The following is a 21,635-nucleotide window of genomic DNA, read 5'->3' as shown; positions in this document are numbered from 1 at the left end:
TCTGTGTCTTTGGATACAGAGGTTTTTATTTTAGGAGTTTCCTATCGAGGGTCTCTGGACGCAGTCATTTAGAATCTATAAGGAGGTGCACCAGAACGTGGCAAAAGTTGAATTAAAACAACCAATCGTAGCAGCTATCGCAGAAGACATCAAAGATGCTCAGTCTGTAGTACTTGTTGACTACCGTGGACTTACAGTGGCACAGGATACAGAGCTTCGTAAACAGCTTAGAGAAGCCGGTGTTATTTACAAGGTTTGTAAGAACACAATGATGAAGAGGGCATTTGAGGGAACAGAGTTTGCAGGTCTGGATGAGTATTTGGAAGGACCAAGCGCACTGTGCGTATCCAAGGAAGATGCGACAGCTCCGGCGAGAATTCTTGCTGAGTTTGCTAAGACAGCAGACAAGCTGGAAATGAAAGCAGGTGTAGTTGAGGGAACTGTATATGACGTAAACGGTCTGAATGAACTGGCTAAGATTCCGGCAAGAGAAGTACTTCTTTCCAGATTGCTTGGAAGTATGCAGTCACCGATTACAAACTTCGCCCGTGTTATTAAGCAGATTGCTGAAAAAGACGGGGAGGCTGCAGTTGAGGCTCCGGCAGCAGAAGAAACAGCTGCAGAGGAGTAAGATGTGCGCCGCAGAAGCGGCAGTATAGAAAGTGAAACAGAACGAAGCCGGCGATACGGCGATAATAAAATTTTAAAATGGAGGATATTTAAAATGGCTAAATTGACAACAGCTGAAATGATCGAAGCTATCAAAGAGTTATCAGTATTAGAGTTAAATGAATTAGTAAAAGCATGCGAAGAAGAGTTTGGTGTATCTGCAGCAGCAGGCGTTGTAGTTGCAGCAGCAGCTGACGGCGGCGCAGCAGCAGAAGAGAAAGATGAGTTCGATGTAGAGCTTGTTTCTGCAGGAGCTTCCAAGGTTAAAGTTATCAAGGTTGTCCGTGAAGTAACAGGTCTTGGACTGAAAGAAGCAAAGGATCTTGTTGACAGCGCTCCGAAGGTAATCAAAGAGGGCATTTCTAAGGCGGAGGCAGAGGAACTGAAGGCTAAGCTTGAGGGCGAAGGCGCAGAAGTTAACCTGAAATAATTCAACCGAAGAGTGAAAGTTATAAGAACAATGTAACAGATTGGCTGGAATGCTGAACTGTTGCGAACGACCGCAGATGAGTAATTGTCTGCGGTCTTCTTTGCAATTACCACAAAAAAGATAATATGTCAAGAGTCTTTTACATGAATTGGAAAATAACTGTTGACAGTAAAAAGAGTTTTGTGCTATAGTAAAAAATGCGCTATTATGGAAAGGTATACCATGCGGTTCGTGTTTTTTACCGCAGGACAAAACTCTTTTCATTATATATAGAAGGTTTTACGGAACAAAACGCAAGACCAGGACAGGGAGTATAAACTTGTAACCCGCGAAAAAATAAATGAGGAGTGAAACGTCAATGGAGAAAAACAGAATTCGTCCCATCACAAACGGAAAAAGTTCACGCATGAGCTATTCCAGACAAAAAGAAGTATTACAGATGCCGAATCTTATCGAAGTGCAGAAGAACTCTTATGAGTGGTTTCTGGGCGAAGGATTGCGAGAGGTATTCGACGATATTTCCCCGATCGCTGATTATAGTGGTCACTTAAGTCTGGAATTTGTCGATTTCAGACTCTGCGAGGATGAAGTGAAGTATACGATCGATGAGTGTAAAGAACGTGACGCGACATATGCAGCGCCTCTTAAAGTAAAGGTAAGACTTTACAATAAAGAGAAAGATGAGATTAATGAGCATGAGATTTTCATGGGGGATCTCCCTCTGATGACGAAGACTGGAACTTTCGTAATCAACGGTGCAGAGCGTGTAATCGTCAGCCAGTTGGTTCGTTCTCCGGGAATTTACTATGGAATTGCCCATGATAAGCTTGGAAAAGAGCTGTATTCTTCTACGGTAATTCCGAACAGAGGAGCATGGCTGGAGTATGAAACAGATTCCAATGACGTTTTTTATGTACGTGTTGACCGGACAAGAAAGGTGCCGATCACGGTACTGATCCGCGCTCTCGGAATCGGCACAAATGCTGAAATCATTGAACTTTTCGGGGAAGAGCCGAAGATTTTGGCAAGTTTTGGTAAGGACACTGCTGAGAATTATCAGGAGGGTCTGTTAGAGTTATATAAAAAGATTCGTCCGGGAGAACCGCTTGCAGTGGACAGTGCAGAGAGTCTGATTACAAGTATGTTTTTTGATGCAAGACGTTATGATCTTGCTAAAGTAGGACGTTACAAATTTAATAAAAAATTAATGCTCAAAAACCGTGTCAACGGACAGGTACTGGCAGAGGATGTTGCGAGCCGTGTGACAGGTGAAGTGATTGCTGAAAAGGGAACAAAGATCACAAGAGAGCTTGCTGATACAATTCAGAATGCAGCAGTACCATTTATCTGGGTTGAGGGCGAGGATGAGTCCCGCAACATTAAGATTCTTTCTAATATGATGGTTGATCTGCAGGCTGTTGTAGACGTTGACCCGAAGGAAGTCGGCGTAACAGAGCAGGTATACTATCCGGTTTTGGAAGGAATTCTGGAAGAGTCTGCGGGAGATGTGGATGAGTTAAAACGCATGATCAAGCGTGATATCCATGATCTGATCCCGAAGCATATTACAAAGGAAGATATCCTTGCTTCTATTAACTATAATATTCATCTGGAGTACGGTATGGGAAATGACGATGATATCGACCATTTGGGTAACCGCCGTATCCGTGCAGTCGGAGAACTGCTTCAAAATCAGTATAGAATTGGTCTGTCCAGACTGGAACGTGTGGTTCGGGAACGTATGACCACTCAGGACCAGGATGGTATTTCTCCGCAGACATTGATCAATATTAAGCCGGTAACGGCAGCGGTGAAAGAGTTCTTCGGATCTTCCCAGCTGTCACAGTTCATGGATCAGAACAACCCGCTGGGTGAGCTGACTCACAAGAGACGTCTGTCCGCACTGGGACCAGGCGGTCTGTCACGTGACCGTGCCGGATTTGAGGTTCGAGATGTACATTATTCTCACTACGGAAGAATGTGTCCGATCGAGACCCCTGAAGGACCGAACATTGGTCTGATCAACTCACTGGCATGTTATGCAAGAATCAATCAGTATGGTTTTGTTGAGGCTCCGTACAGAAAGATTGACAAAACTGATTCGACAAATCCGATTGTTACGGAAGAGGTTGTCTACATGACAGCGGATGAGGAAGATAATTACCATGTGGCACAGGCGAATGAACCGCTAGATGCAGAAGGACATTTCATTCATAAGAATGTATCCGGACGTTACCGCGAAGAAACACAGGAATATGAGAGAAATAAGTTCGATTATATGGATGTTTCTCCAAAGATGGTATTCTCTGTGGCTACCGCATTAATTCCTTTCCTGGAAAATGACGATGCTAACCGTGCGCTGATGGGATCCAACATGCAGCGTCAGGCAGTTCCGCTTCTGACTACAGAGGCTCCGGTCGTGGGAACGGGTATGGAAGTGAAAGCTGCCGTTGACTCCGGAGTGTGTATCGTTGCAGAAGCAGCGGGCATTGTGGAGCGTTCTACATCCAAGGAGATTACGATTAAACAGGATGACGGTTCTAAGAAGACTTATAAGCTGACTAAGTTCCAGAGAAGTAACCAGAGCAACTGTTATAACCAGAGACCGATCGTAGATAAGGGAGAGAGAGTTGAGGAAGGACAAGTAATCGCTGATGGTCCGTCCACATCCAAGGGCGAGATGGCGCTTGGTAAAAATCCGCTGATCGGATTTATGACATGGGAAGGTTATAATTACGAAGATGCTGTTCTGTTGAGTGAAAGACTTGTACAAGATGATGTATATACATCGATCCACATCGAGGAATATGAAGCAGAAGCCCGTGATACCAAGCTGGGACCAGAAGAAATTACAAGAGATATTCCAGGAGTTGGTGATGATGCACTGAAGGATCTGGATGAGAGAGGCATTATCCGTATCGGTGCGGAGGTCCGCGCCGGAGACATTCTGGTTGGAAAGGTAACTCCGAAGGGAGAGACTGAGCTGACAGCAGAAGAGAGGCTGCTGCGTGCGATTTTCGGTGAGAAAGCACGTGAAGTCAGAGATACATCTCTGAAAGTACCGCATGGTGAATATGGTATTATTGTAGATGCAAAGGTATTTACAAGAGAGAACGGAGACGAAATGTCACCGGGAGTTAATCAGTCAGTCCGCATTTATATTGCGCAGAAGAGAAAGATTTCTGTAGGAGATAAGATGGCTGGCCGTCACGGTAACAAGGGTGTTGTTTCTCGTGTGCTTCCGGTGGAAGATATGCCGTTTCTTCCGAATGGACGACCGCTGGATATCGTGTTGAACCCGCTGGGTGTACCGTCACGTATGAATATCGGTCAGGTATTGGAGATTCACTTGAGTCTTGCTGCAAGGGCGCTTGGGTTCAACATTTCCACACCGGTTTTTGACGGAGCGAATGAGATTGATATTATGGACACTCTGGATCTGGCAAATGATTATGTTAATCTGGAGTGGGAAGAATTTGAAAAGAAGCATGGAGAAGAACTGCTTCCGGAAGTGCTTGAGTATCTGTCAGATAACAGAGAGCACAGAAATCTGTGGAAGGGTGTGCCGCTGTCAAGGGACGGTAAAGTCCGCTTAAGAGACGGACGTACCGGAGAATATTTCGACAGCCCGGTTACAATCGGACACATGCATTATCTGAAGCTGCATCATCTGGTAGATGATAAGATTCATGCACGTTCTACCGGTCCTTACTCACTTGTTACACAGCAGCCGCTGGGCGGTAAGGCGCAGTTCGGCGGACAGCGCTTCGGAGAGATGGAGGTCTGGGCTTTGGAGGCATATGGCGCATCCTATACGCTTCAAGAGATTCTGACTGTGAAGTCAGACGACGTTGTCGGACGTGTTAAGACCTATGAGGCGATCATCAAGGGCGAAAATATTCCGGAGCCTGGTATTCCAGAGTCTTTCAAGGTACTGTTAAAAGAGCTGCAGTCTCTTGCGCTGGATGTGCGTGTACTTCGCGATGACAATACAGAGGTAGAGATTATGGAAACCGTAGATTACGGAGAGACAGATCTGCGCTCTATCATCGAGGGAGACAGAAGATACCGTGACGAGAAAGAATCTTACGGCGACCACGGATACACCGAACAGGAATTTGTGGACGGTGAGCTGGAAAATGTTGAGTCGGAGGAGGATGATTTTGACGACAGTGAAGCAATCGAATTCGATGAATATTATGACGAAGAAGAATAGGAGGAGCCAATTCTATGTCAAATAACAATGAACAACAAAATCAGCAGTTAACATTTGATGCGATCAAAATCGGTCTGGCTTCACCGGAGAAGATTATGGAATGGTCAAGAGGCGAGGTTACCAAGCCGGAGACCATCAACTATAGAACGCTGAAACCGGAAAAAGACGGTCTTTTCTGTGAAAAAATCTTCGGACCGAGCAAAGACTGGGAGTGTCATTGTGGAAAATATAAGAAAATCCGTTACAAAGGCGTAGTCTGCGACCGCTGCGGCGTTGAAGTTACAAAGGCAAGCGTACGCCGTGAGCGTATGGGACATATCGCTTTGGCTGCTCCGGTTTCCCATATCTGGTATTTTAAGGGGATTCCGAGCCGTATGGGACTGATTCTGGACATTTCTCCGAGAACGCTGGAGAGAGTACTGTACTTTGCTTCCTATATCGTACTGGATGCAGGCGAGACAGGACTACAGTACAAACAAGTGCTTTCTGAGGCGGAGTATCAGGAGGAAAGAGAAAAATGGGGCAAGGGCTTCCGTGTGGGAATGGGAGCTGAGGCCATTCAGGAGCTTCTGCAGGCAATTGATCTGGAGAAGGACTATAATGAACTTCAGGGGGCTTTGGAGAATTCTACCGGACAGAAGCGTGCAAGAATCGTAAAACGTCTGGAAGTTGTAGAGGCATTTCGAGAGTCTGGCAACAAACCAGAGTGGATGATCCTGAATGCGATTCCTGTCATTCCGCCGGATCTTCGTCCGATGGTACAGTTGGACGGAGGACGTTTTGCAACATCCGACTTAAATGATCTGTATAGAAGAATCATCAACCGTAACAACCGTCTGAAGAGACTTCTTGAACTGGGCGCACCGGATATTATTGTACGTAATGAGAAACGAATGCTTCAGGAAGCTGTTGACGCGCTGATCGATAATGGCCGCCGCGGCCGTCCGGTAACGGGACCTGGAAACAGGGCACTGAAATCTCTGTCAGATATGCTCAAAGGTAAGTCCGGACGTTTCCGCCAGAACTTGCTTGGAAAGCGTGTTGACTATTCAGGGCGTTCTGTTATCGTAGTTGGACCGGAGCTGAGGATTTATCAGTGCGGACTTCCCAAGGAGATGGCGATCGAGCTGTTTAAGCCATTTGTTATGAAGGAGCTTGTGGCAAATGGTACGGCGCACAACATTAAGAATGCAAAGAAGATGGTAGAAAGACTCCAGCCGGAGGTATGGGATGTGCTCGAAGAAGTGATTAAAGAGCATCCGGTTATGCTGAACCGTGCCCCCACGCTGCACAGACTTGGTATTCAGGCATTTGAGCCGATTTTGGTAGAGGGTAAAGCAATCAAGCTGCATCCGCTTGTATGTGCTGCATACAATGCCGATTTCGATGGTGACCAGATGGCGGTTCACGTACCGTTGTCTGTAGAAGCGCAGGCAGAGTGCCGTTTCTTGCTTCTTTCACCGAACAACTTGCTGAAACCATCTGACGGCGGTCCGGTGGCTGTTCCTTCACAGGATATGGTTCTAGGTATCTACTATCTGACACAGGAGAGACCGGGAGTTAAGGGCGAGGGTATGTTTTTCAAGAACCCGAATGAAGCGATTTTGGCTTATGAAAACGGATATATCACGCTCCATTCTAAGATTAAGGTCCGTGTCAGCAAGATGCTGGCAGACGGAACAGAGAAGTCAGGTGTGATTGACGCCACACTGGGACGACTTTTGTTTAATGAGATTATTCCGCAAGATCTTGGCTTTGTAGACCGTGAGGAAGAGGGAAATGAGCTGAAACTGGAAGTGGATTTCCATGTGGGAAAGAAGCAGTTAAAGCAGATTCTTGAGAAAGTTATCAATACACACGGTGCAACACAGACCGCAGAGGTGCTGGATGATGTTAAGGCAATCGGATATAGGTATTCTACAAGGGCTGCAATGACCGTATCGATTTCTGATATGACAGTACCGCCTCAGAAACCACAGATGATTCAAGAGGCGCAGGACACAGTAGATAAGATTGCAAAGAACTACAAGCGTGGTCTGATTACTGAGGAAGAGCGTTACAAAGAGGTTGTTGAAACCTGGAAGAACACTGACGATAAATTGACGGAAGCGCTGCTTTCCGGTCTGGATAAGTACAACAATATCTTCATGATGGCAGATTCTGGAGCCCGTGGTTCTGACAAGCAGATCAAACAGCTTGCCGGAATGCGTGGATTGATGGCAGATACGACCGGTCGTACTATTGAGTTGCCGATCAAGTCTAATTTCCGTGAGGGACTGGACGTACTGGAGTATTTCATGTCTGCCCACGGAGCTCGTAAGGGACTTTCTGATACGGCGCTTCGTACAGCCGATTCCGGTTACCTGACAAGACGTCTGGTAGATGTTTCACAGGAACTGATCATTCATGACAGTGACTGCGTGGAGGGAACAGGTAAAGAGATTCCGGGAATGTATGTAAAAGCATTTATGGACGGAAATGAAGAGATTGAGAGTCTTCAAGAGCGTATTACAGGACGTTTCTCTTGTGAGGACATCAAGGATAAGAACGGTAATGTAATTGTAAAAGCAAACCATATGATTACCCCGAGACGTGCCGAGAAGGTTATGAAAAAGGGTGTGGATCATAATGGTAACCCGCTGGAGACAGTAAAGATTCGTACTATTCTTACATGTACCTGCAAGAATGGTGTGTGTGCGAAATGTTACGGTGCGAACATGGCAACCGGAGAAGCTGTACAGGTTGGAGAAGCAGTTGGAATTATCGCTGCACAGTCTATCGGTGAGCCGGGTACACAGCTGACCATGCGTACCTTCCATACAGGAGGAGTTGCCGGAGACGATATCACACAGGGTCTTCCCCGTGTCGAAGAGTTGTTTGAGGCAAGAAAGCCGAAGGGGCTTGCAATTATTACAGAATTTGCAGGAATTGCAACGCTCAGTGATACGAAGAAAAAGCGCGAGGTTATTGTGACAAATGATCAGACCGGAGAATCTAAGGCATACCTGATTCCGTACGGTTCCCGTATTAAGGTACAGGACGGACAGGTGCTTGAAGCCGGAGATGAGCTGACAGAGGGTAGTGTAAATCCGCATGATATCCTGAAAATTAAGGGACTGCGTGCTGCACAGGATTACCTGCTCCGCGAGGTTCAGCGAGTATACCGTCTGCAAGGTGTAGAAATCAATGACAAACATATTGAAGTGATCGTGCATCAGATGTTGAAGAAGATTCGTATCGAGGAAAACGGAGATACAGAATTTCTTCCGGGCAGTATGGTGGATGTACTGGAATTCAATGAAGTTAACGAACAGTTGATTGCAGAGGAGAAAGAACCGGCAACAGGCGAGCAGATCATGCTTGGTATTACCAAAGCTTCTCTGGCAACAGAATCCTTCTTGTCAGCAGCTTCCTTCCAGGAGACTACAAAGGTACTGACAGAGGCTGCGATCAAGGGTAAGGTTGACCATTTGATCGGTCTGAAGGAAAATGTTATTATCGGTAAACATATTCCGGCAGGTACAGGTATGAAGAAATACCGTGACGTTAGCCTTAATACTGATTTCCGGGCAATGGAAGAGGAACTGGAAGAGCTGGATGAGATATCAGCAGAGGCGGATGAGACATCTGTCGAGACTGCGGAAAATATAACTGAAGGCACAGAGGATGTTATGACCGCAGAGACAGAAGTGCAGGAAGAGGCAGTTTTGGCGGAAGAATAATGTAGAACTGAAACAGAATTGCTGCTCTGAATAGCAGAATTATTATTTAAAGTGAAAAACAGAACTGTATCGTTTTCTCGAGATGAAAACGAGGAGTTCTGTTTTTTATTGTAAGGAGAACAGTGTAACCGTTGTGATAGTTTGGCATAGGAGTAACATATGCCGTAAATTCTGTAAAAGTATCTTAGAAAATGAATTTGAAAATATACTGAAAAATCATCAGAATATCTAAAAAAGATTTAGAAAATAAGTTTGCATCAATAAAAATAAGGGTTTATATTATGGTACAAAAAAAGATCATGTAAAAAATGAAGGTTTAGTATTTTATACTTGCAAAATATTCCAGTGGAGGGTATAATGAGTAACAGTTGAGAGAGCTTCGTGTTATTGACGTAGGTTTTCTTTCACGTCCAAAAGCACAAGAGAATGTGCGACAGAGACGGCAAAGGGATTATTTATTTTCAGGAGGATGAAACACATGGAAAAGTGGATGGTATTTGTTCCGGCAGCGGCATTGTTGGCGCTTGCATTCGCGGCGTATCTTGCGCTTAAAGTCAATAGGCAGGATGCGGGAACAGACAAGATGAAGGAGATTGCAGGAGCTATCGCAGAGGGGGCAAGAGCATTTCTGACAGCAGAATATAAGATTCTTGTAATTTTCGTGGCGGTGTTATTTGTATTGATCGGTATTGGCATTGGAAGCTGGATAACAGCAATCTGTTTTGTGATCGGGGCGTTGTTTTCTACGATTGCGGGATACTGTGGTATGACAGTTGCAACGAAGGCAAATGTAAGAACTGCTAATGCAGCGAAAGAAAGCGGTATGAACAAGGCACTTTCAATTGCATTTTCCGGAGGAGCTGTTATGGGAATGTGTGTTGCCGGTCTGGGAGCTCTCGGTGTGAGCGTTGTATACATATTGACAAAGAATGTTGAAGTATTGTCGGGATTCAGCCTTGGTGCTTCTTCTATCGCATTGTTTGCACGTGTGGGCGGCGGTATTTATACAAAAGCAGCAGACGTAGGAGCTGATCTTGTTGGTAAGGTAGAGGCAGGTATCCCGGAGGATGATCCGCGTAATCCAGCAGTAATTGCTGATAATGTAGGAGACAACGTCGGTGACGTAGCCGGTATGGGAGCTGATTTGTTTGAATCTTATGTTGGCTCTCTCGTATCTGCACTCACACTTGGAGCAGTTGCAGCGGCAGCGGCAGGTGTACTCTACCCGCTGGCAATTGCGGCATGTGGTCTGGCTGCTTCTATCATTGCTACTTTCTTCGTAAAAGGAGATGAGAGTTCAAATCCGCAGAAGGCGCTAACAAGAGGAAGCTATGTATCTGCTGCACTGGTTATTCTTTCTTCACTTGGGCTCAGTCAGGTGATTTTTGGAGATATGAAGGCTGCGATCGCAGTAATTGCAGGACTGGTTGTAGGTGTGATCATCGGTAATGTTACGGAGTATTATACATCTGCTGATTTTAAACCGGTAAAAAAGATTGGAGAACAGTCCGAGACAGGTCCGGCAACTACAATTATCAGTGGTGTAGCAGTCGGTATGGAATCAACAGCTATTCCGCTGCTCCTCATTTGTCTTGGAATCTTCATTGCGTTCCAGGCAAATGGTCTGTACGGTATCGCATTAGCAGCCGTTGGTATGCTTTCTACAACAGGTATTACAGTAGCTGTTGACGCTTATGGTCCGATTGCGGATAACGCAGGCGGTATTGCAGAAATGTCCGGTTTGGATGAATCTGTCCGTGAGATTACAGATAAGCTTGATTCTGTAGGAAATACAACAGCGGCTATGGGAAAAGGATTTGCAATCGGCTCAGCAGCTCTGACAGCGTTGGCATTGTTTGTATCTTATGCAGAGGCTGTAAAATTAGATGCGATCAATTTGCTTGATCATAAAGTGATTATCGGTATCTTTATCGGCGGTATGCTGACATTCCTCTTCTCTGCATTTACAATGGATTCTGTATCCAAAGCGGCTTATAAGATGATTGAGGAAGTAAGACGTCAGTTCCGTGAAAAACCGGGTATCATGAAGGGCGAAGATAAGCCGGATTATACATCTTGTGTAGCCATTTCTACAACAGCGGCTCTTCACGAGATGCTTATGCCGGGGCTGATGGCAGTCGTTGTTCCTGTGCTTGTTGGTGTGGTGCTTGGTGTAGATGCTCTGGGCGGATTGTTGGCAGGTGCACTTGTAACAGGTGTACTGATGGCGATTTTCATGTCCAATGCCGGAGGAGCATGGGACAATGCAAAGAAATATATTGAGACAGGACATCACGGCGGAAAGGGCAGTGAAGCTCACAAGGCGGCTGTTGTCGGCGATACGGTCGGCGATCCGTTCAAAGATACATCAGGACCGTCTATCAACATTCTGGTCAAACTGATGACCATCGTGTCACTCGTATTCGCACCGCTGTTCTTATCAATCGGCGGTTTACTGTAAGAGTAAGAATAAGCTGTACAGAATTCCCAGAAAGGAATGACTGTACAGCTTATTTTTTTATGTGATCAAACAATGATATCTGTTTTTATACCGCTTCTCCACTTTTATATTTCTCCACAATATGCTGTATTCTCTCATTCGGATTCAAAATCGTACTGATAGAGCCGTCATGGTTCAGTGTATCGATCAACAATGCGATATATTTGCTCATATCACAGTTGATATAATAAGGCTTGGACAGAAGGTTCGGGGTCTGGTAAATCAGATTGGTTGTCAGAATACCGTCTAACAGTCCTTCCTCATAAGCCTGGTCGAACTTGTCCATACCATTTGTAAACAATCCGAAAGTAGCGGCGGCATAGATTCTTTTTGCGTTACGCTGCTTTAATTGTTTTGCAACATCTAAAATACTGTCTCCGGAAGAAATCATATCATCGATGATAATTACATCCTTATCCTCTACAGAACTTCCAAGGAACTCATGAGCTACAATAGGATTCCGTCCGTCTACGATACGCGTGTAGTCACGGCGTTTGTAAAACATACCCATGTCCAGCCCAAGTACGTTGGCAAGGTAGATTGCACGTGCAGTAGCGCCTTCATCCGGGCTGATTACCATCATATGACCGCTGTCGATCTGAAGATCCTTTACAGTATGAAGCAAGCCTTTTACAAACTGATAAGCAGGTGTGACTGTTTCAAATCCGCTCAGAGGAATTGCATTTTGTACACGGGGATCGTGGGCATCAAATGTGATGATGTTATCGGCGCCCATGCGTACCAGCTCCTGAAGGGCAAGTGCGCAGTCCAGAGATTCACGGCTGCTGCGCTTGTGCTGGCGGCTCTCATAGAGAAATGGCATGATAATATTGATTCTTCTTGCTTTGCCTCCTACAGCCGCAATAATGCGCTTCAGATTCTGGAAGTGATCGTCCGGAGACATATGATTGATGTTTCCGGATAATGAATATGTAATGTTATAATTCAGAACGTCAACCATCAGGTAGACATCTTTTCCACGGACGGATTCTCCGATAATTCCTTTTGCTTCCCCAGAACCGAAACGCGGAACTTTGGCATCAATAATAAAATTGTCCTGTACATATCCTGTGAACACAATATCATCTTTATATTGATGTGCACTTTCCTGTCTCCATTTTACAAGATAATCATTGACCTTGGCGCCAAGCTCCTCACATCCTGTGATCGGGATAAGCCCCAATGCACCTACCGGAATGTTCTCTAAAATACGTTCGCTTCTTCGCAACATTACTGCTGTTCCTCCTTTTTCTGCAATTTCTTTTTAATTCTGATATCATCACCGATTAGTTTCAGCAAGATATAGTTACTGGTAATTCTGGAAAATGCCCGTTCGGTATATAAATCCGCAAGGGAATCCAGAGAAAGGTTTGTTGAGATGACGGTAGAACGTCTGCTCAAAAGCCGTTCGTTGATACAGGAAAAAAACTGTGAGGATACGAAAGTGTTCGTATACTCTGTTCCCAGATCATCGATAATCAATAAATCACAGTCATAAATAAACTCGTACATATGCCGTGCGTCTATATTATTCTTATCAAATGTATGTTGAGCCAGTATGTTGAATAATGCCGGAGCAGAAAAGTACAGGACAGAAAAGCCTGCTTCCATCAAATCTCTGGCAATACAGTTGGAAAGAAATGTTTTGCCTACACCTACATCTCCGTAAAAAAAGAGATTCTTATGTTCCTTGCCAAATGTGCGGACAAAATCTTTGCATGTGAGAAATGCGTCTTCAATGATATCTCTGGCGCTTCGTCCAGATTTAGGGTCGATAAAATTAGGGGAATAATAATCTGACGAAAAGGTGTCAAAATTCTCCAATGACAATATTCCGCACAGATTGGACTGACTATACAAAAGCCTGCTGACTGCTTTTTTAAAACAATGACATTTCCGGCCGTTTATATAACCGGTATCTTTACAGTCAGGACACTCATAGACGGGCTCCAGATAATCAGCAGGAAAACCAGCAGATTTAAGGAGGGCTTTCTTGCTGCTCCTTAAAATTGCCAGCTCTTCTTTGAGAGAAGCCACTGCATTGTTATCTCCGTTCAAAAGTTTTTTGCCATATTGAACAGAGAGGATTCCGATAGAGTCATCTAATGACTGGAATTCCGGCAATTTTGCATATACTTCTTTATAATGTCTGGTCAGGATATCATGGCTTCTGAACTGCTTTTGCTCATAACTTCTCATAATTTCCTGATATTGTGAATTTTTTAATCCCACGAGGAATACTCCTTCTGCTGATGCTTGTTCTAATTACTGTTTAAGAGACGTTCTTCCAGTGAATCCATATCATAACTGCGGCGCTCAAAATTATTTAGATTTTTAGCGGTTGTTTTAGTACGGGAAGAAACCATTTTTTTGGATAGTTTATCTTTTTGGAAAGCAATATCTAATGCAGTAATATCATCCAATGTATGTACGCCGGCATGCAGCCATCTTTGTAAAATTGTGTCTGTGTATTCAAAGCTCGGCTGATGTGTTGCCGATATTGTTCTGCTGCATGCTTCCTGAACAATATCCAGGGTAAAACCGAATTCATCAGTCCATTTTCGGATAAAATCTACCTCTGCATCTGCAGGCCCGCGGTTCTTAATTCCGAACGCATTCAGCACGGTATAACAGTTTTTGTTATAAGATTGAGATCGGCTCTTTGCCGCGTCAATAGTTCGTATTCCTGCGTCATACCAGGAGAGCGCTACTTTTTGGATATAATGAATATTCCGATGTCCATTTTCAACACAGGACTCAATCAGGTATTCAATTAAATCAGCAGGCATATCTAATCCGTCATAAAAGTATGTGATGGCATCTACGTCTGTCTTAGTCAATGTTTTACCAAGATATTGTTCTGCAATGAAGAGCAGAGATTTCAATTCCTTTTGCGCCTTAAATGAATCTAAAGGGATCGTAGGGGAAGCCGGAACGATATCAGTCTTTGGGGCAGATGCCAGAGGAGGTTGTCCCAAAGGCGCTAAATGTCCTGAAGATGGCGCTGTCCTTTTGACGGCAGAGGCTGTTCCTGCCAGGGAACTGCTGCTCTCCGGCCTGGAACAGGAAGTATCTGTACACACATGCTCAAGAGCCAGTCCGGTAATTCTGCCGTCAGTGTCTTTTTCCAGACTTAAGAGCCCTTCGGATTCCCAGTACCGGAATGCACGCAAGATATCTCGTTCTGTATGATCCAGACAGTCTGCTATGGATGCAATGGTGAGAGTTGAGCCGGAATTATCCAGATGCCGGAGCAAAAACAGATAAACCTTAACAAACTCGCCGTTTGCCTTGCTCATATAATGATCGATAAATTCGTTGGAAACCAGAGTTGTATTCATCTGGTATTTATTTTTTAGTTCTAATGTTTTCATAATCTCATTCCGCCCTTGGTGCATTTCTTTCAGTGTGTTACAGTTCTGCCAGAACTGTAACGGTATTATAGCATTTAAATATATTTTGACAAAGCACTTTTTTGGGGAAAGAGTTCATTTTTTTTAGAGAACTTGCTGTGGAAAATGTGTATAACTTTTATTTTAGCAGATCTTCACCAATGTTTACAACATCTCCCGCTCCCATAGTTATCAACAAATCTCCGGGAGAGCAATTTTCTTTTAAAAAGTTCTCAATTTCCTCAAAGGTTTCAAAATAATGTGCGTCTGTTCCCAGTTTTTCTACTTCTGCGGCGAGATCCTTAGAGGAAACTCCGAGTGTATCTGTTTCCCGCGCTGCATAAATATCTGCAAGAACCAGATGATCTGTATGAGAAAGCGCCTCTGCAAATTCACGGAAAAATGCTTTCGTTCTTGTATAAGTATGAGGCTGGAAAACACACCACAACTCATTGTGAGGATAATTTTTTGCAGCCTTTAACGTAGCAGCAATCTCTGTAGGATGGTGCGCATAGTCATCGATGATCGTAGTATCGTTCATCATACCCTTGTATTCAAAGCGCCGGTCTGTTCCGGTGAATGCGAGCAATCCTTTTTTTATGATATCCATTGAAATACCAACAAGTTCTGCTGCCGCAATGGATGTCAGAGCATTGGATACATTGTGGTCGCCAGGTACAGACAGAATGATGCGGTCTACATATTCCCCGGACTTGATCAAATCAAAGGATGCCAGCCCCTTTTCATTAAAGCGTACATTTGCAAAGCTGTAATCAGAGTCCCTGGAGGAACCGCAGGTAACAATATTACAGTTCAGTCCATTACAGATATCTTCATAATCTTTGATGTCGCTGTTGATGATCAGCGTGCCGTCAGCCGGGAGCAGTTCAGCGAACTGGTGGAAAGAATGTCGGATATCCTCCAAATCCTTGAAGAAATCCAGATGGTCTTCTTCTATATTTAGTATAATGCTGATTTTCGGAAAGAAATTTAAAAAACTATTTGTGTATTCACATGCTTCTGTAATAAATGTTTCGGAATGTCCGACACGGATGTTTCCGCCGATGGCCTGTAAAATACCGCCTACAGAAATCGTCGGATCCATATCACCCGCCAGCAGGACGTGAGACAGCATGGAAGTAGTCGTAGTCTTGCCGTGGGTACCGGATACAGCGATCGGAGCAGCATAGTTTTTCATCAATTGTCCAAGAAGTTCAGCGCGGGTCAGCATTGGTATTTTTTTTGCGACTGCTTCAATCAGTTCAGCATTTTCCCTGTTGATGGCTGCTGTATATACAACGCAGTCAATGCCGTCAATGATGTTGGACGCCTTTTGTCCGTAAAAAACAGCGGCGCCGAGCTTCTCCAGCTTCTTGGTAAGCGGGGATTCCTTAGCATCGGAACCGGACACGGTAAACCCTTCTTCTAATAAAATCTCTGCAAGACCGCTCATACTGATGCCGCCGATACCGATAAAGTGAATATGAATTGGCTTTTGAAAATCAATCTTATACATAAATAGATGTCCCTTCTTTTTGATAGACGCTGCAGTGTATACAAAAATAATCTAGTCATATAAATATCAGCGCTTGAATATATTATACTATATATGAGAAAAATTGAAAGAGGTTCTTTTTTGTTTAAATCCCACAAAAAGTGTCGAAATTCGACTGAAAAATTGTGAAATATATTCACATATCAAAAAAGTATGCTATAATGAATTAAATGAACTAGAAATGAGGTGACAACATGGTTAAGAAAGAAATGATTGCCATGCTGCTTGCGGGTGGACAAGGCAGCCGGCTGGGGGTGCTGACTTCAAAGGTGGCTAAGCCGGCAGTGGCTTTCGGCGGTAAATACCGGATTATTGACTTTCCACTTAGTAACTGTATCAATTCAGGGGTGGATACAGTTGGTGTTTTGACACAGTATCAGCCTTTACGCTTGAATACACATATCGGTATCGGAATTCCATGGGATTTGGATCGTAATGTAGGCGGTGTTTCCATTCTTCCGCCCTATGAGAAAAGTTCCAACAGTGAGTGGTACACAGGAACAGCCAATGCAATTTACCAGAATCTTGACTATATAGAAGGATTTAATCCTGATTATGTACTGATTCTTTCGGGAGACCACATCTATAAGATGGATTATGAAGTGATGCTGGACTTCCATAAAGCGAATAAGGCTGATGTAACTATTGCGGCAATGCCGGTACCGATTGAGGAAGCAAGCCGTTTTGGAATTGTAGTGACAGATTCAGAGAGTCAGATCAGGGAGTTTGAGGAGAAACCGGAACAGCCCAGCAGTAATCTTGCCTCCATGGGAATTTATATTTTTAGCTGGCCGGTACTAAGAGAAGCACTTCTTACGCTTTCCAACCAGCCGAATTGTGATTTCGGGAAGCATGTTATTCCGTACTGCCATGCAAATGGCAAGAGATTGTTTGCTTACGAATATAATGGCTACTGGAAGGATGTAGGAACCTTAAGTTCTTATTGGGAAGCGAATATGGAACTGATCGATATTATTCCGGAATTTAATCTGTATGAAGAGTTCTGGAAAATATATACCAACAGTATGAACCTTCCACCGCAGTATATTGCAGAGCAGGCAGTGGCTGACCGCTGTATTATCAGTAACGGAACAGAGATTTACGGTGAGGTGCGCAGTTCTGTATTAGGAGCCGGTATCACAATCGGCAAGGGTAGTGTTGTGAAGGATTCTATCATTATGAGAGACGTTGTGATCGGTGAGAATTGTGTTATTGAGAAAGCGATCATCGCAGAGAATACCACTATTGGCGATAATGTCGTTATCGGAATCGGCGCGGAAGTGCAAAACAAGCTCAAACCGCATATCTACAGCGGCGGACTGGCAACGATCGGAGAAAACTCCATCATACCTTCAGACGTGCAGATTGGAAAGAATACTGCCATCAGCGGAAGGACAACTATTGAAGATTACAAAGAGGGAATGCTGGCAGGCGGAGAGACATTGATAAAGGCAGGTGATTGGAGATGAGAGCAGTTGGTATTATCCTTGCAGGCGGCAATAACAGAAAGATGACGGAATTGACGACAAAGCGGGCGGTAGCGGCAATGCCGGTTGCATCCAGTTACAGGGCGATTGACTTTGCATTGAGTAACATGACCAATTCCCATATTCAGAAGGTAGCAGTGCTGACCCAGTATAATGCACGCTCCCTGAATGAACATCTGAATTCCTCCAAGTGGTGGGATTTCGGAAGAAAGCAAGGGGGATTATATGTATTTACACCGGTGATCACAACAAATAACGGATATTGGTACCGTGGAACGGCAGACGCTATTTATCAGAATCTGGATTTTCTGAAGAAGTGTCATGAGCCGTATGTGATCATTGCTTCTGGGGACGCGGTGTACAAGCTGGACTATAATAAGGTATTGGAGTATCACATTGCTAAGCGTTCGGACATTACTGTTGTGGTGAAAGAACTTCAGGACAGCGAAGACGCGACCAGGTTTGGAACTGTCCGTATGAATGAGTCGGCACGGATCGAAGATTTTGAAGAAAAACCGATGGTTGCGCATTCACAAACGATATCCACAGGTATATACGTGATGAGAAGAAGACTTCTGATCGATCTGATCGAGCACAGTCAGCAAGAAGACCGTTATGACTTTGTCAGTGATATTTTGATCCGTTATAAAAATCTCAAAAAGATATATGGATATAAGCTGAAAAGTTACTGGAGTAATATAGCAACCGTAGATTCTTATTATAAAACTAATATGGCATTTTTGAAGCCGGAAGTTAGAAAGTATTTTTTTAAGGAACTTCCATTAATATATTCAAAGGTGAGCGATCAGCCTCCGGCGAAGTATAATCCGGGAGCCTCCGTGAAGAACAGTCTGATAGGAAGCGGAAGCATCATCAATGGAACCGTTGAAAATTCAGTCATCTTTAAGAAAGTGTTTGTAGGAAATAATTGTGTGATTAAGAATTCTATTGTTTTAAATGATGTGTATCTTGGTGACAACACATATATAGAAAACTGTATTGTGGAAAGCCGCGGCACAATTCGGGCAAATACAAGGCATATTGGTGAAAATGGTGTGAAAATTGTAATTGAAAAGAACGATAGATATGCAATGTAGAGCCTGCCGGACAGAGCAGGACGATGAAAGGAGACTGAACAAATGAGAATTACAGATGTGCGCGTTCGTAAAGTCGCAAAAGAGGGGAAGTTAAAAGCTGTAGTATCTATTACAATCGATGATGAATTTGTAGTACATGATATTAAGGTGATTGAAGGAGAAAAGGGGCTGTTTATCGCAATGCCGAGCAAGAAGGCATTAGATGGTGAATATCGTGATATAGCACATCCGATTAATTCTGGTACGAGAGAGAAAATTCAGGACACCATATTGGAGAGATATAATACTGTATTAGAAGAAGAACCGGATACGGAAGAATAGTAAATCAGCAGGCGCTCGGAGATTTCCGGGTGCCTGCTGATTTATAAAGATTCGCCGTGCAGTAATCTTATTGCTGTATGGTTTGTATTTTGAAAATTAGTATTCTCTTTTAATTCCGGGCTGCCAAGTGTGAATCAGAGAATGTCGGAAATATTTAGATTGAATTCCAACAGTTGCCCCCCGGTCGGGTGGTGGAAGGTCAGCCGGCAGGCATACAGATGAAGCTGATCCGCAGCAGGCGCGCCGTATTTGGTGTCTCCGAGGATGGGGCAGCCTAGGGCAGACATTTGTACACGGATCTGATGATGGCGTCCGGTGTCCAGAGTGATGTCTGCAACGGCGGAAGCTTTTGTTTTTTTGATTAATTTATAATGAAGCCGTGCTTCTTTTGCATTGGGAGTATCTTTTCTACAGATACGGGATGTATTGGTGCGTCCGTCCTTTACCATATAATCAGTCAGATCTGCTTCTTCAATTGCAGGTATACTGCTTAGAACAGCAAGATAATGCTTGCCGAATCCAGAGCCCGTGAGCTGGCGTGTGAGCTTGGCAGCGGCTTTTTTATTTTTTCCGAATACAAGGAGACCGGTTACCGGCTGGTCCAGACGGTGGATGACAGCGAGGTAAGGAGACCTGCTGGGGGAGGATGCATGTAAATGATTTTTGAGAAGACTGACCATGTCAGGGGCGCCGATATGACTGCTCTGTACAGCGATTCCGGCAGGTTTGACACAGACAATGATATCGTTATCCTCATATAAAATATTCAGTTCCATAAAATGTTTCTCCATTCTTGACTTTTGCTCTAAATCTGTCTAAACTGATTATAAAATAAAATGTTTTTCTAGGTCAAGAAAAAGAAGGCGGGAGGTCACAGATGGAGAACCGTGATTGGGAAAGATTTGGTGAGGAAATCCGCAGAAATGTACAGGATGCGATTGATTCACGGGATTATAGTATGCTGAACCGGACAATTTCAGATACTGTCAACGGGGCAGTGGATTATTTTTCACACACTATGCGCAATGTGGGGAATGTGGTCAATGAAAATATCCGGAGTCAGCAGGAACAGGCGGCGCAGAGACGAAGACAGGAAGAAGAGAAGAGACGGCGGGCGGATGCACAGAGGCAAAGGCAGCAGGGGAATGCTTACAGCGGGGGTGGATACCGGTATCAGGGAGAGGACTTTAACAGTGCTTCGGGAAGTCTTGCGTACGGAAGTACAACTCCGGCAGTGTATAGTGCAGCAACTCCGGCGAGAATCGGCGGAATGGGGCTTTCTGTTGTGGGATATGGAATCGGCGGAATTTCAGCAATTGGTCTGTTGCTGACACTTGTGGCAGGATTGGCTTCAGGAGATATGAGTATTGGTTTCTGGGGAGCGTTGGTGTTGACCGGAATTCCAACTGTTATTTTTGGAAGCGCAGGGGCTGTGGGGACTAAAATACTCGGCAGAGTGCGCAGGTTTCGCAATTATATTCGTACAATTGGAGGCAGAGAGTATTGTGACATCAAAGAATTACAGGCGCAGACTGGTAAGAATAAGAAGTATATCGTACAGGATTTGGAAAAGATGATTCAGAAAGGGTGGTTTAAGGAAGGACATCTAGATTCAAAGAATACCTGTCTGATGGTAACGCATAAGGCATATCAGCAGTTTACAGAGTTAATGAACCGTGTAGAAATGGAAGAGCGGGAGAAGAAGCAGAAGGTAAAAGAGGAACAGCAGAAACAGGCACAGGAGACAGCAGCACAAGGCAATCGCAGCCTGTCACCGGAGGTGAAGGAAGTGATACAGGCGGGGGAAATGTATATCCGCAAAATCCGGGCTTGTAATGATGCTATTCCGGGAGAAGAGATTTCAGCGAAGATTTCCAGAATTGAACTGCTTGTAGATAAAATATTTGACAGAGTAGAGCAGAATCCTGATATCGTTTCCGATCTGCACCGGATGATGGAGTATTATCTGCCGACGACGGTAAAACTGCTGGAAGCATACGAAGATTTGGATAGTCAGCCAATACAGGGAGAGAATATCATTTCTTCCAAGAGAGAAATTGAAAAGACACTGGACACATTGAATGTTGCGTTTGAGAAGCTTTTGGACAGTCTGTTCCAGGATACAGCGTGGGATGTGTCATCGGATATTTCCGTGCTGCATACAATGCTGGCGCAGGAAGGTCTGACAGAGGATGGATTAAGAGGAGCACAAAATAAATAAATGTCCAATAACAAGGAGGACTTGA

Annotated in this window: 14 protein-coding genes and 1 other annotated feature (1 of these 15 running past the window's edge); of the genes, 9 read left to right on the top strand and 5 right to left on the bottom strand. The window is 44.3% G+C overall.

All coding sequences use genetic code 11. From position 1 onward, the window contains the following. Window positions 1–37 (top strand) — a sequence feature (ribosomal protein L10 leader region) (it extends 105 nt beyond the left edge of the window). A 60-nt stretch (window positions 38–97) separates the two neighbouring features. The 5 genes from rplJ (at window position 98) to NFS18_RS03710 (ending at window position 11,498) form a co-directional block, all read left to right on the top strand. Then, window positions 98–631: a 50S ribosomal protein L10 gene (gene rplJ / locus NFS18_RS03730; protein WP_251388073.1), complete on the top strand. Its 534-nt coding sequence runs from the start codon at window positions 98–100 to the stop codon at window positions 629–631. 93 nt (window positions 632–724) lie between these two features. Next, a complete protein-coding gene (gene rplL / locus NFS18_RS03725) occupies window positions 725–1,099 on the top strand; it encodes a 50S ribosomal protein L7/L12 (protein ID WP_251388071.1) in 375 nt (124 codons plus the stop codon). Between the two features lie 358 nt (window positions 1,100–1,457). Beyond that, a complete protein-coding gene (gene rpoB / locus NFS18_RS03720) occupies window positions 1,458–5,315 on the top strand; it encodes a DNA-directed RNA polymerase subunit beta (RefSeq protein ID WP_251388069.1) in 3,858 nt (1,285 codons plus the stop codon). Window positions 5,316–5,329: 14 nt separating this feature from the next. Beyond that, window positions 5,330–9,037: a DNA-directed RNA polymerase subunit beta' gene (gene rpoC / locus NFS18_RS03715; RefSeq protein ID WP_251388068.1), complete on the top strand. Its 3,708-nt coding sequence runs from the start codon at window positions 5,330–5,332 to the stop codon at window positions 9,035–9,037. A gap of 478 nt (window positions 9,038–9,515) precedes the next feature. Next, on the top strand, window positions 9,516–11,498 hold the full coding sequence (locus NFS18_RS03710; protein ID WP_251388066.1) for a sodium-translocating pyrophosphatase: 1,983 nt from the start codon (window positions 9,516–9,518) through the stop codon (window positions 11,496–11,498). Window positions 11,499–11,583: 85 nt separating this feature from the next. On the opposite strand, the gene NFS18_RS03705 is transcribed toward NFS18_RS03710, so the two are convergent. The 4 genes from NFS18_RS03705 to murC all read right to left on the bottom strand — a co-directional run bounded on the left by NFS18_RS03705 (window position 11,584) and on the right by murC (window position 16,445). Then, entirely contained in the window at window positions 11,584–12,768 is a 1,185-nt protein-coding gene (locus NFS18_RS03705; RefSeq protein WP_251388064.1) for a ribose-phosphate pyrophosphokinase, read from the bottom strand. Then, on the bottom strand, window positions 12,768–13,769 hold the full coding sequence (locus NFS18_RS03700) for an ATP-binding protein (RefSeq protein ID WP_251388062.1): 1,002 nt from the start codon (window positions 13,767–13,769) through the stop codon (window positions 12,768–12,770). The genes NFS18_RS03705 and NFS18_RS03700 overlap by 1 nt, the downstream gene beginning before the upstream one ends. A 29-nt stretch (window positions 13,770–13,798) precedes the next feature. Beyond that, the gene (locus tag NFS18_RS03695; protein WP_251388060.1) at window positions 13,799–14,911 is read right to left on the bottom strand and encodes a DnaD domain protein; all 1,113 of its coding nucleotides are present in this window, start codon (window positions 14,909–14,911) and stop codon (window positions 13,799–13,801) included. 157 nt (window positions 14,912–15,068) lie between these two features. Further along, complete coding sequence (murC, locus tag NFS18_RS03690; RefSeq protein ID WP_251388058.1) at window positions 15,069–16,445, bottom strand: UDP-N-acetylmuramate--L-alanine ligase; 1,377 nt, start codon at window positions 16,443–16,445, stop codon at window positions 15,069–15,071. A 233-nt stretch (window positions 16,446–16,678) separates the two neighbouring features. Here murC and NFS18_RS03685 point away from each other — a divergent pair, with 233 nt between their 5' ends. From NFS18_RS03685 to spoVG, 3 genes are read left to right on the top strand one after another with little or no spacing between them, the layout of a single operon-like run. Then, on the top strand, window positions 16,679–17,953 hold the full coding sequence (locus tag NFS18_RS03685) for a glucose-1-phosphate adenylyltransferase (RefSeq protein WP_251388056.1): 1,275 nt from the start codon (window positions 16,679–16,681) through the stop codon (window positions 17,951–17,953). Continuing rightward, window positions 17,950–19,068 carry a glucose-1-phosphate adenylyltransferase subunit GlgD gene (gene glgD / locus NFS18_RS03680; protein WP_251388054.1) on the top strand — a complete coding sequence of 373 codons (1,119 nt, stop codon included), beginning with the start codon at window positions 17,950–17,952 and terminating at the stop codon, window positions 19,066–19,068. The genes NFS18_RS03685 and glgD overlap by 4 nt, the downstream gene beginning before the upstream one ends. A 42-nt stretch (window positions 19,069–19,110) precedes the next feature. After that, on the top strand, window positions 19,111–19,389 hold the full coding sequence (gene spoVG / locus NFS18_RS03675) for a septation regulator SpoVG (protein ID WP_251388052.1): 279 nt from the start codon (window positions 19,111–19,113) through the stop codon (window positions 19,387–19,389). A 134-nt stretch (window positions 19,390–19,523) separates the two neighbouring features. On the opposite strand, the gene NFS18_RS03670 is transcribed toward spoVG, so the two are convergent. Further along, the gene (locus NFS18_RS03670) at window positions 19,524–20,165 is read right to left on the bottom strand and encodes an RluA family pseudouridine synthase (protein WP_251388051.1); all 642 of its coding nucleotides are present in this window, start codon (window positions 20,163–20,165) and stop codon (window positions 19,524–19,526) included. Between the two features lie 101 nt (window positions 20,166–20,266). Here NFS18_RS03670 and NFS18_RS03665 point away from each other — a divergent pair, with 101 nt between their 5' ends. Then, complete coding sequence (locus NFS18_RS03665) at window positions 20,267–21,610, top strand: 5-bromo-4-chloroindolyl phosphate hydrolysis family protein (protein ID WP_251388048.1); 1,344 nt, start codon at window positions 20,267–20,269, stop codon at window positions 21,608–21,610. Window positions 21,611–21,635 lie beyond the last annotated feature (25 nt).

It is taken from the genome of Mediterraneibacter agrestimuris (assembly GCF_943193195.1).
GTDB lineage: Bacteria > Bacillota > Clostridia > Lachnospirales > Lachnospiraceae > Schaedlerella > Schaedlerella agrestimuris.
The sequence above is the reverse complement of the archived record's forward strand: the minus strand, read 5'-3'. Positions and strand labels throughout refer to the sequence as shown.

Excerpts from the sequence above, each read along its gene's own strand:
- rpoC (WP_251388068.1), top strand. The coding sequence starts at position 5,330 with ATGTCAAATAACAATGAACAACAAAATCAGCAGTTAACATTTGATGCG.
- NFS18_RS03685 (WP_251388056.1), top strand. The coding sequence starts at position 16,679 with ATGGTTAAGAAAGAAATGATTGCCATGCTGCTTGCGGGTGGACAAGGC.
- spoVG (WP_251388052.1), top strand. The coding sequence starts at position 19,111 with ATGAGAATTACAGATGTGCGCGTTCGTAAAGTCGCAAAAGAGGGGAAG.
- rpoB (WP_251388069.1), top strand. The coding sequence starts at position 1,458 with ATGGAGAAAAACAGAATTCGTCCCATCACAAACGGAAAAAGTTCACGC.
- murC (WP_251388058.1), bottom strand. The coding sequence starts at position 16,445 with ATGTATAAGATTGATTTTCAAAAGCCAATTCATATTCACTTTATCGGT.
- glgD (WP_251388054.1), top strand. The coding sequence starts at position 17,950 with ATGAGAGCAGTTGGTATTATCCTTGCAGGCGGCAATAACAGAAAGATG.
- NFS18_RS03705 (WP_251388064.1), bottom strand. The coding sequence starts at position 12,768 with ATGTTGCGAAGAAGCGAACGTATTTTAGAGAACATTCCGGTAGGTGCA.
- NFS18_RS03670 (WP_251388051.1), bottom strand. The coding sequence starts at position 20,165 with ATGGAACTGAATATTTTATATGAGGATAACGATATCATTGTCTGTGTC.
- NFS18_RS03665 (WP_251388048.1), top strand. The coding sequence starts at position 20,267 with ATGGAGAACCGTGATTGGGAAAGATTTGGTGAGGAAATCCGCAGAAAT.
- rplL (WP_251388071.1), top strand. The coding sequence starts at position 725 with ATGGCTAAATTGACAACAGCTGAAATGATCGAAGCTATCAAAGAGTTA.
- NFS18_RS03710 (WP_251388066.1), top strand. The coding sequence starts at position 9,516 with ATGGAAAAGTGGATGGTATTTGTTCCGGCAGCGGCATTGTTGGCGCTT.
- NFS18_RS03695 (WP_251388060.1), bottom strand. The coding sequence starts at position 14,911 with ATGAAAACATTAGAACTAAAAAATAAATACCAGATGAATACAACTCTG.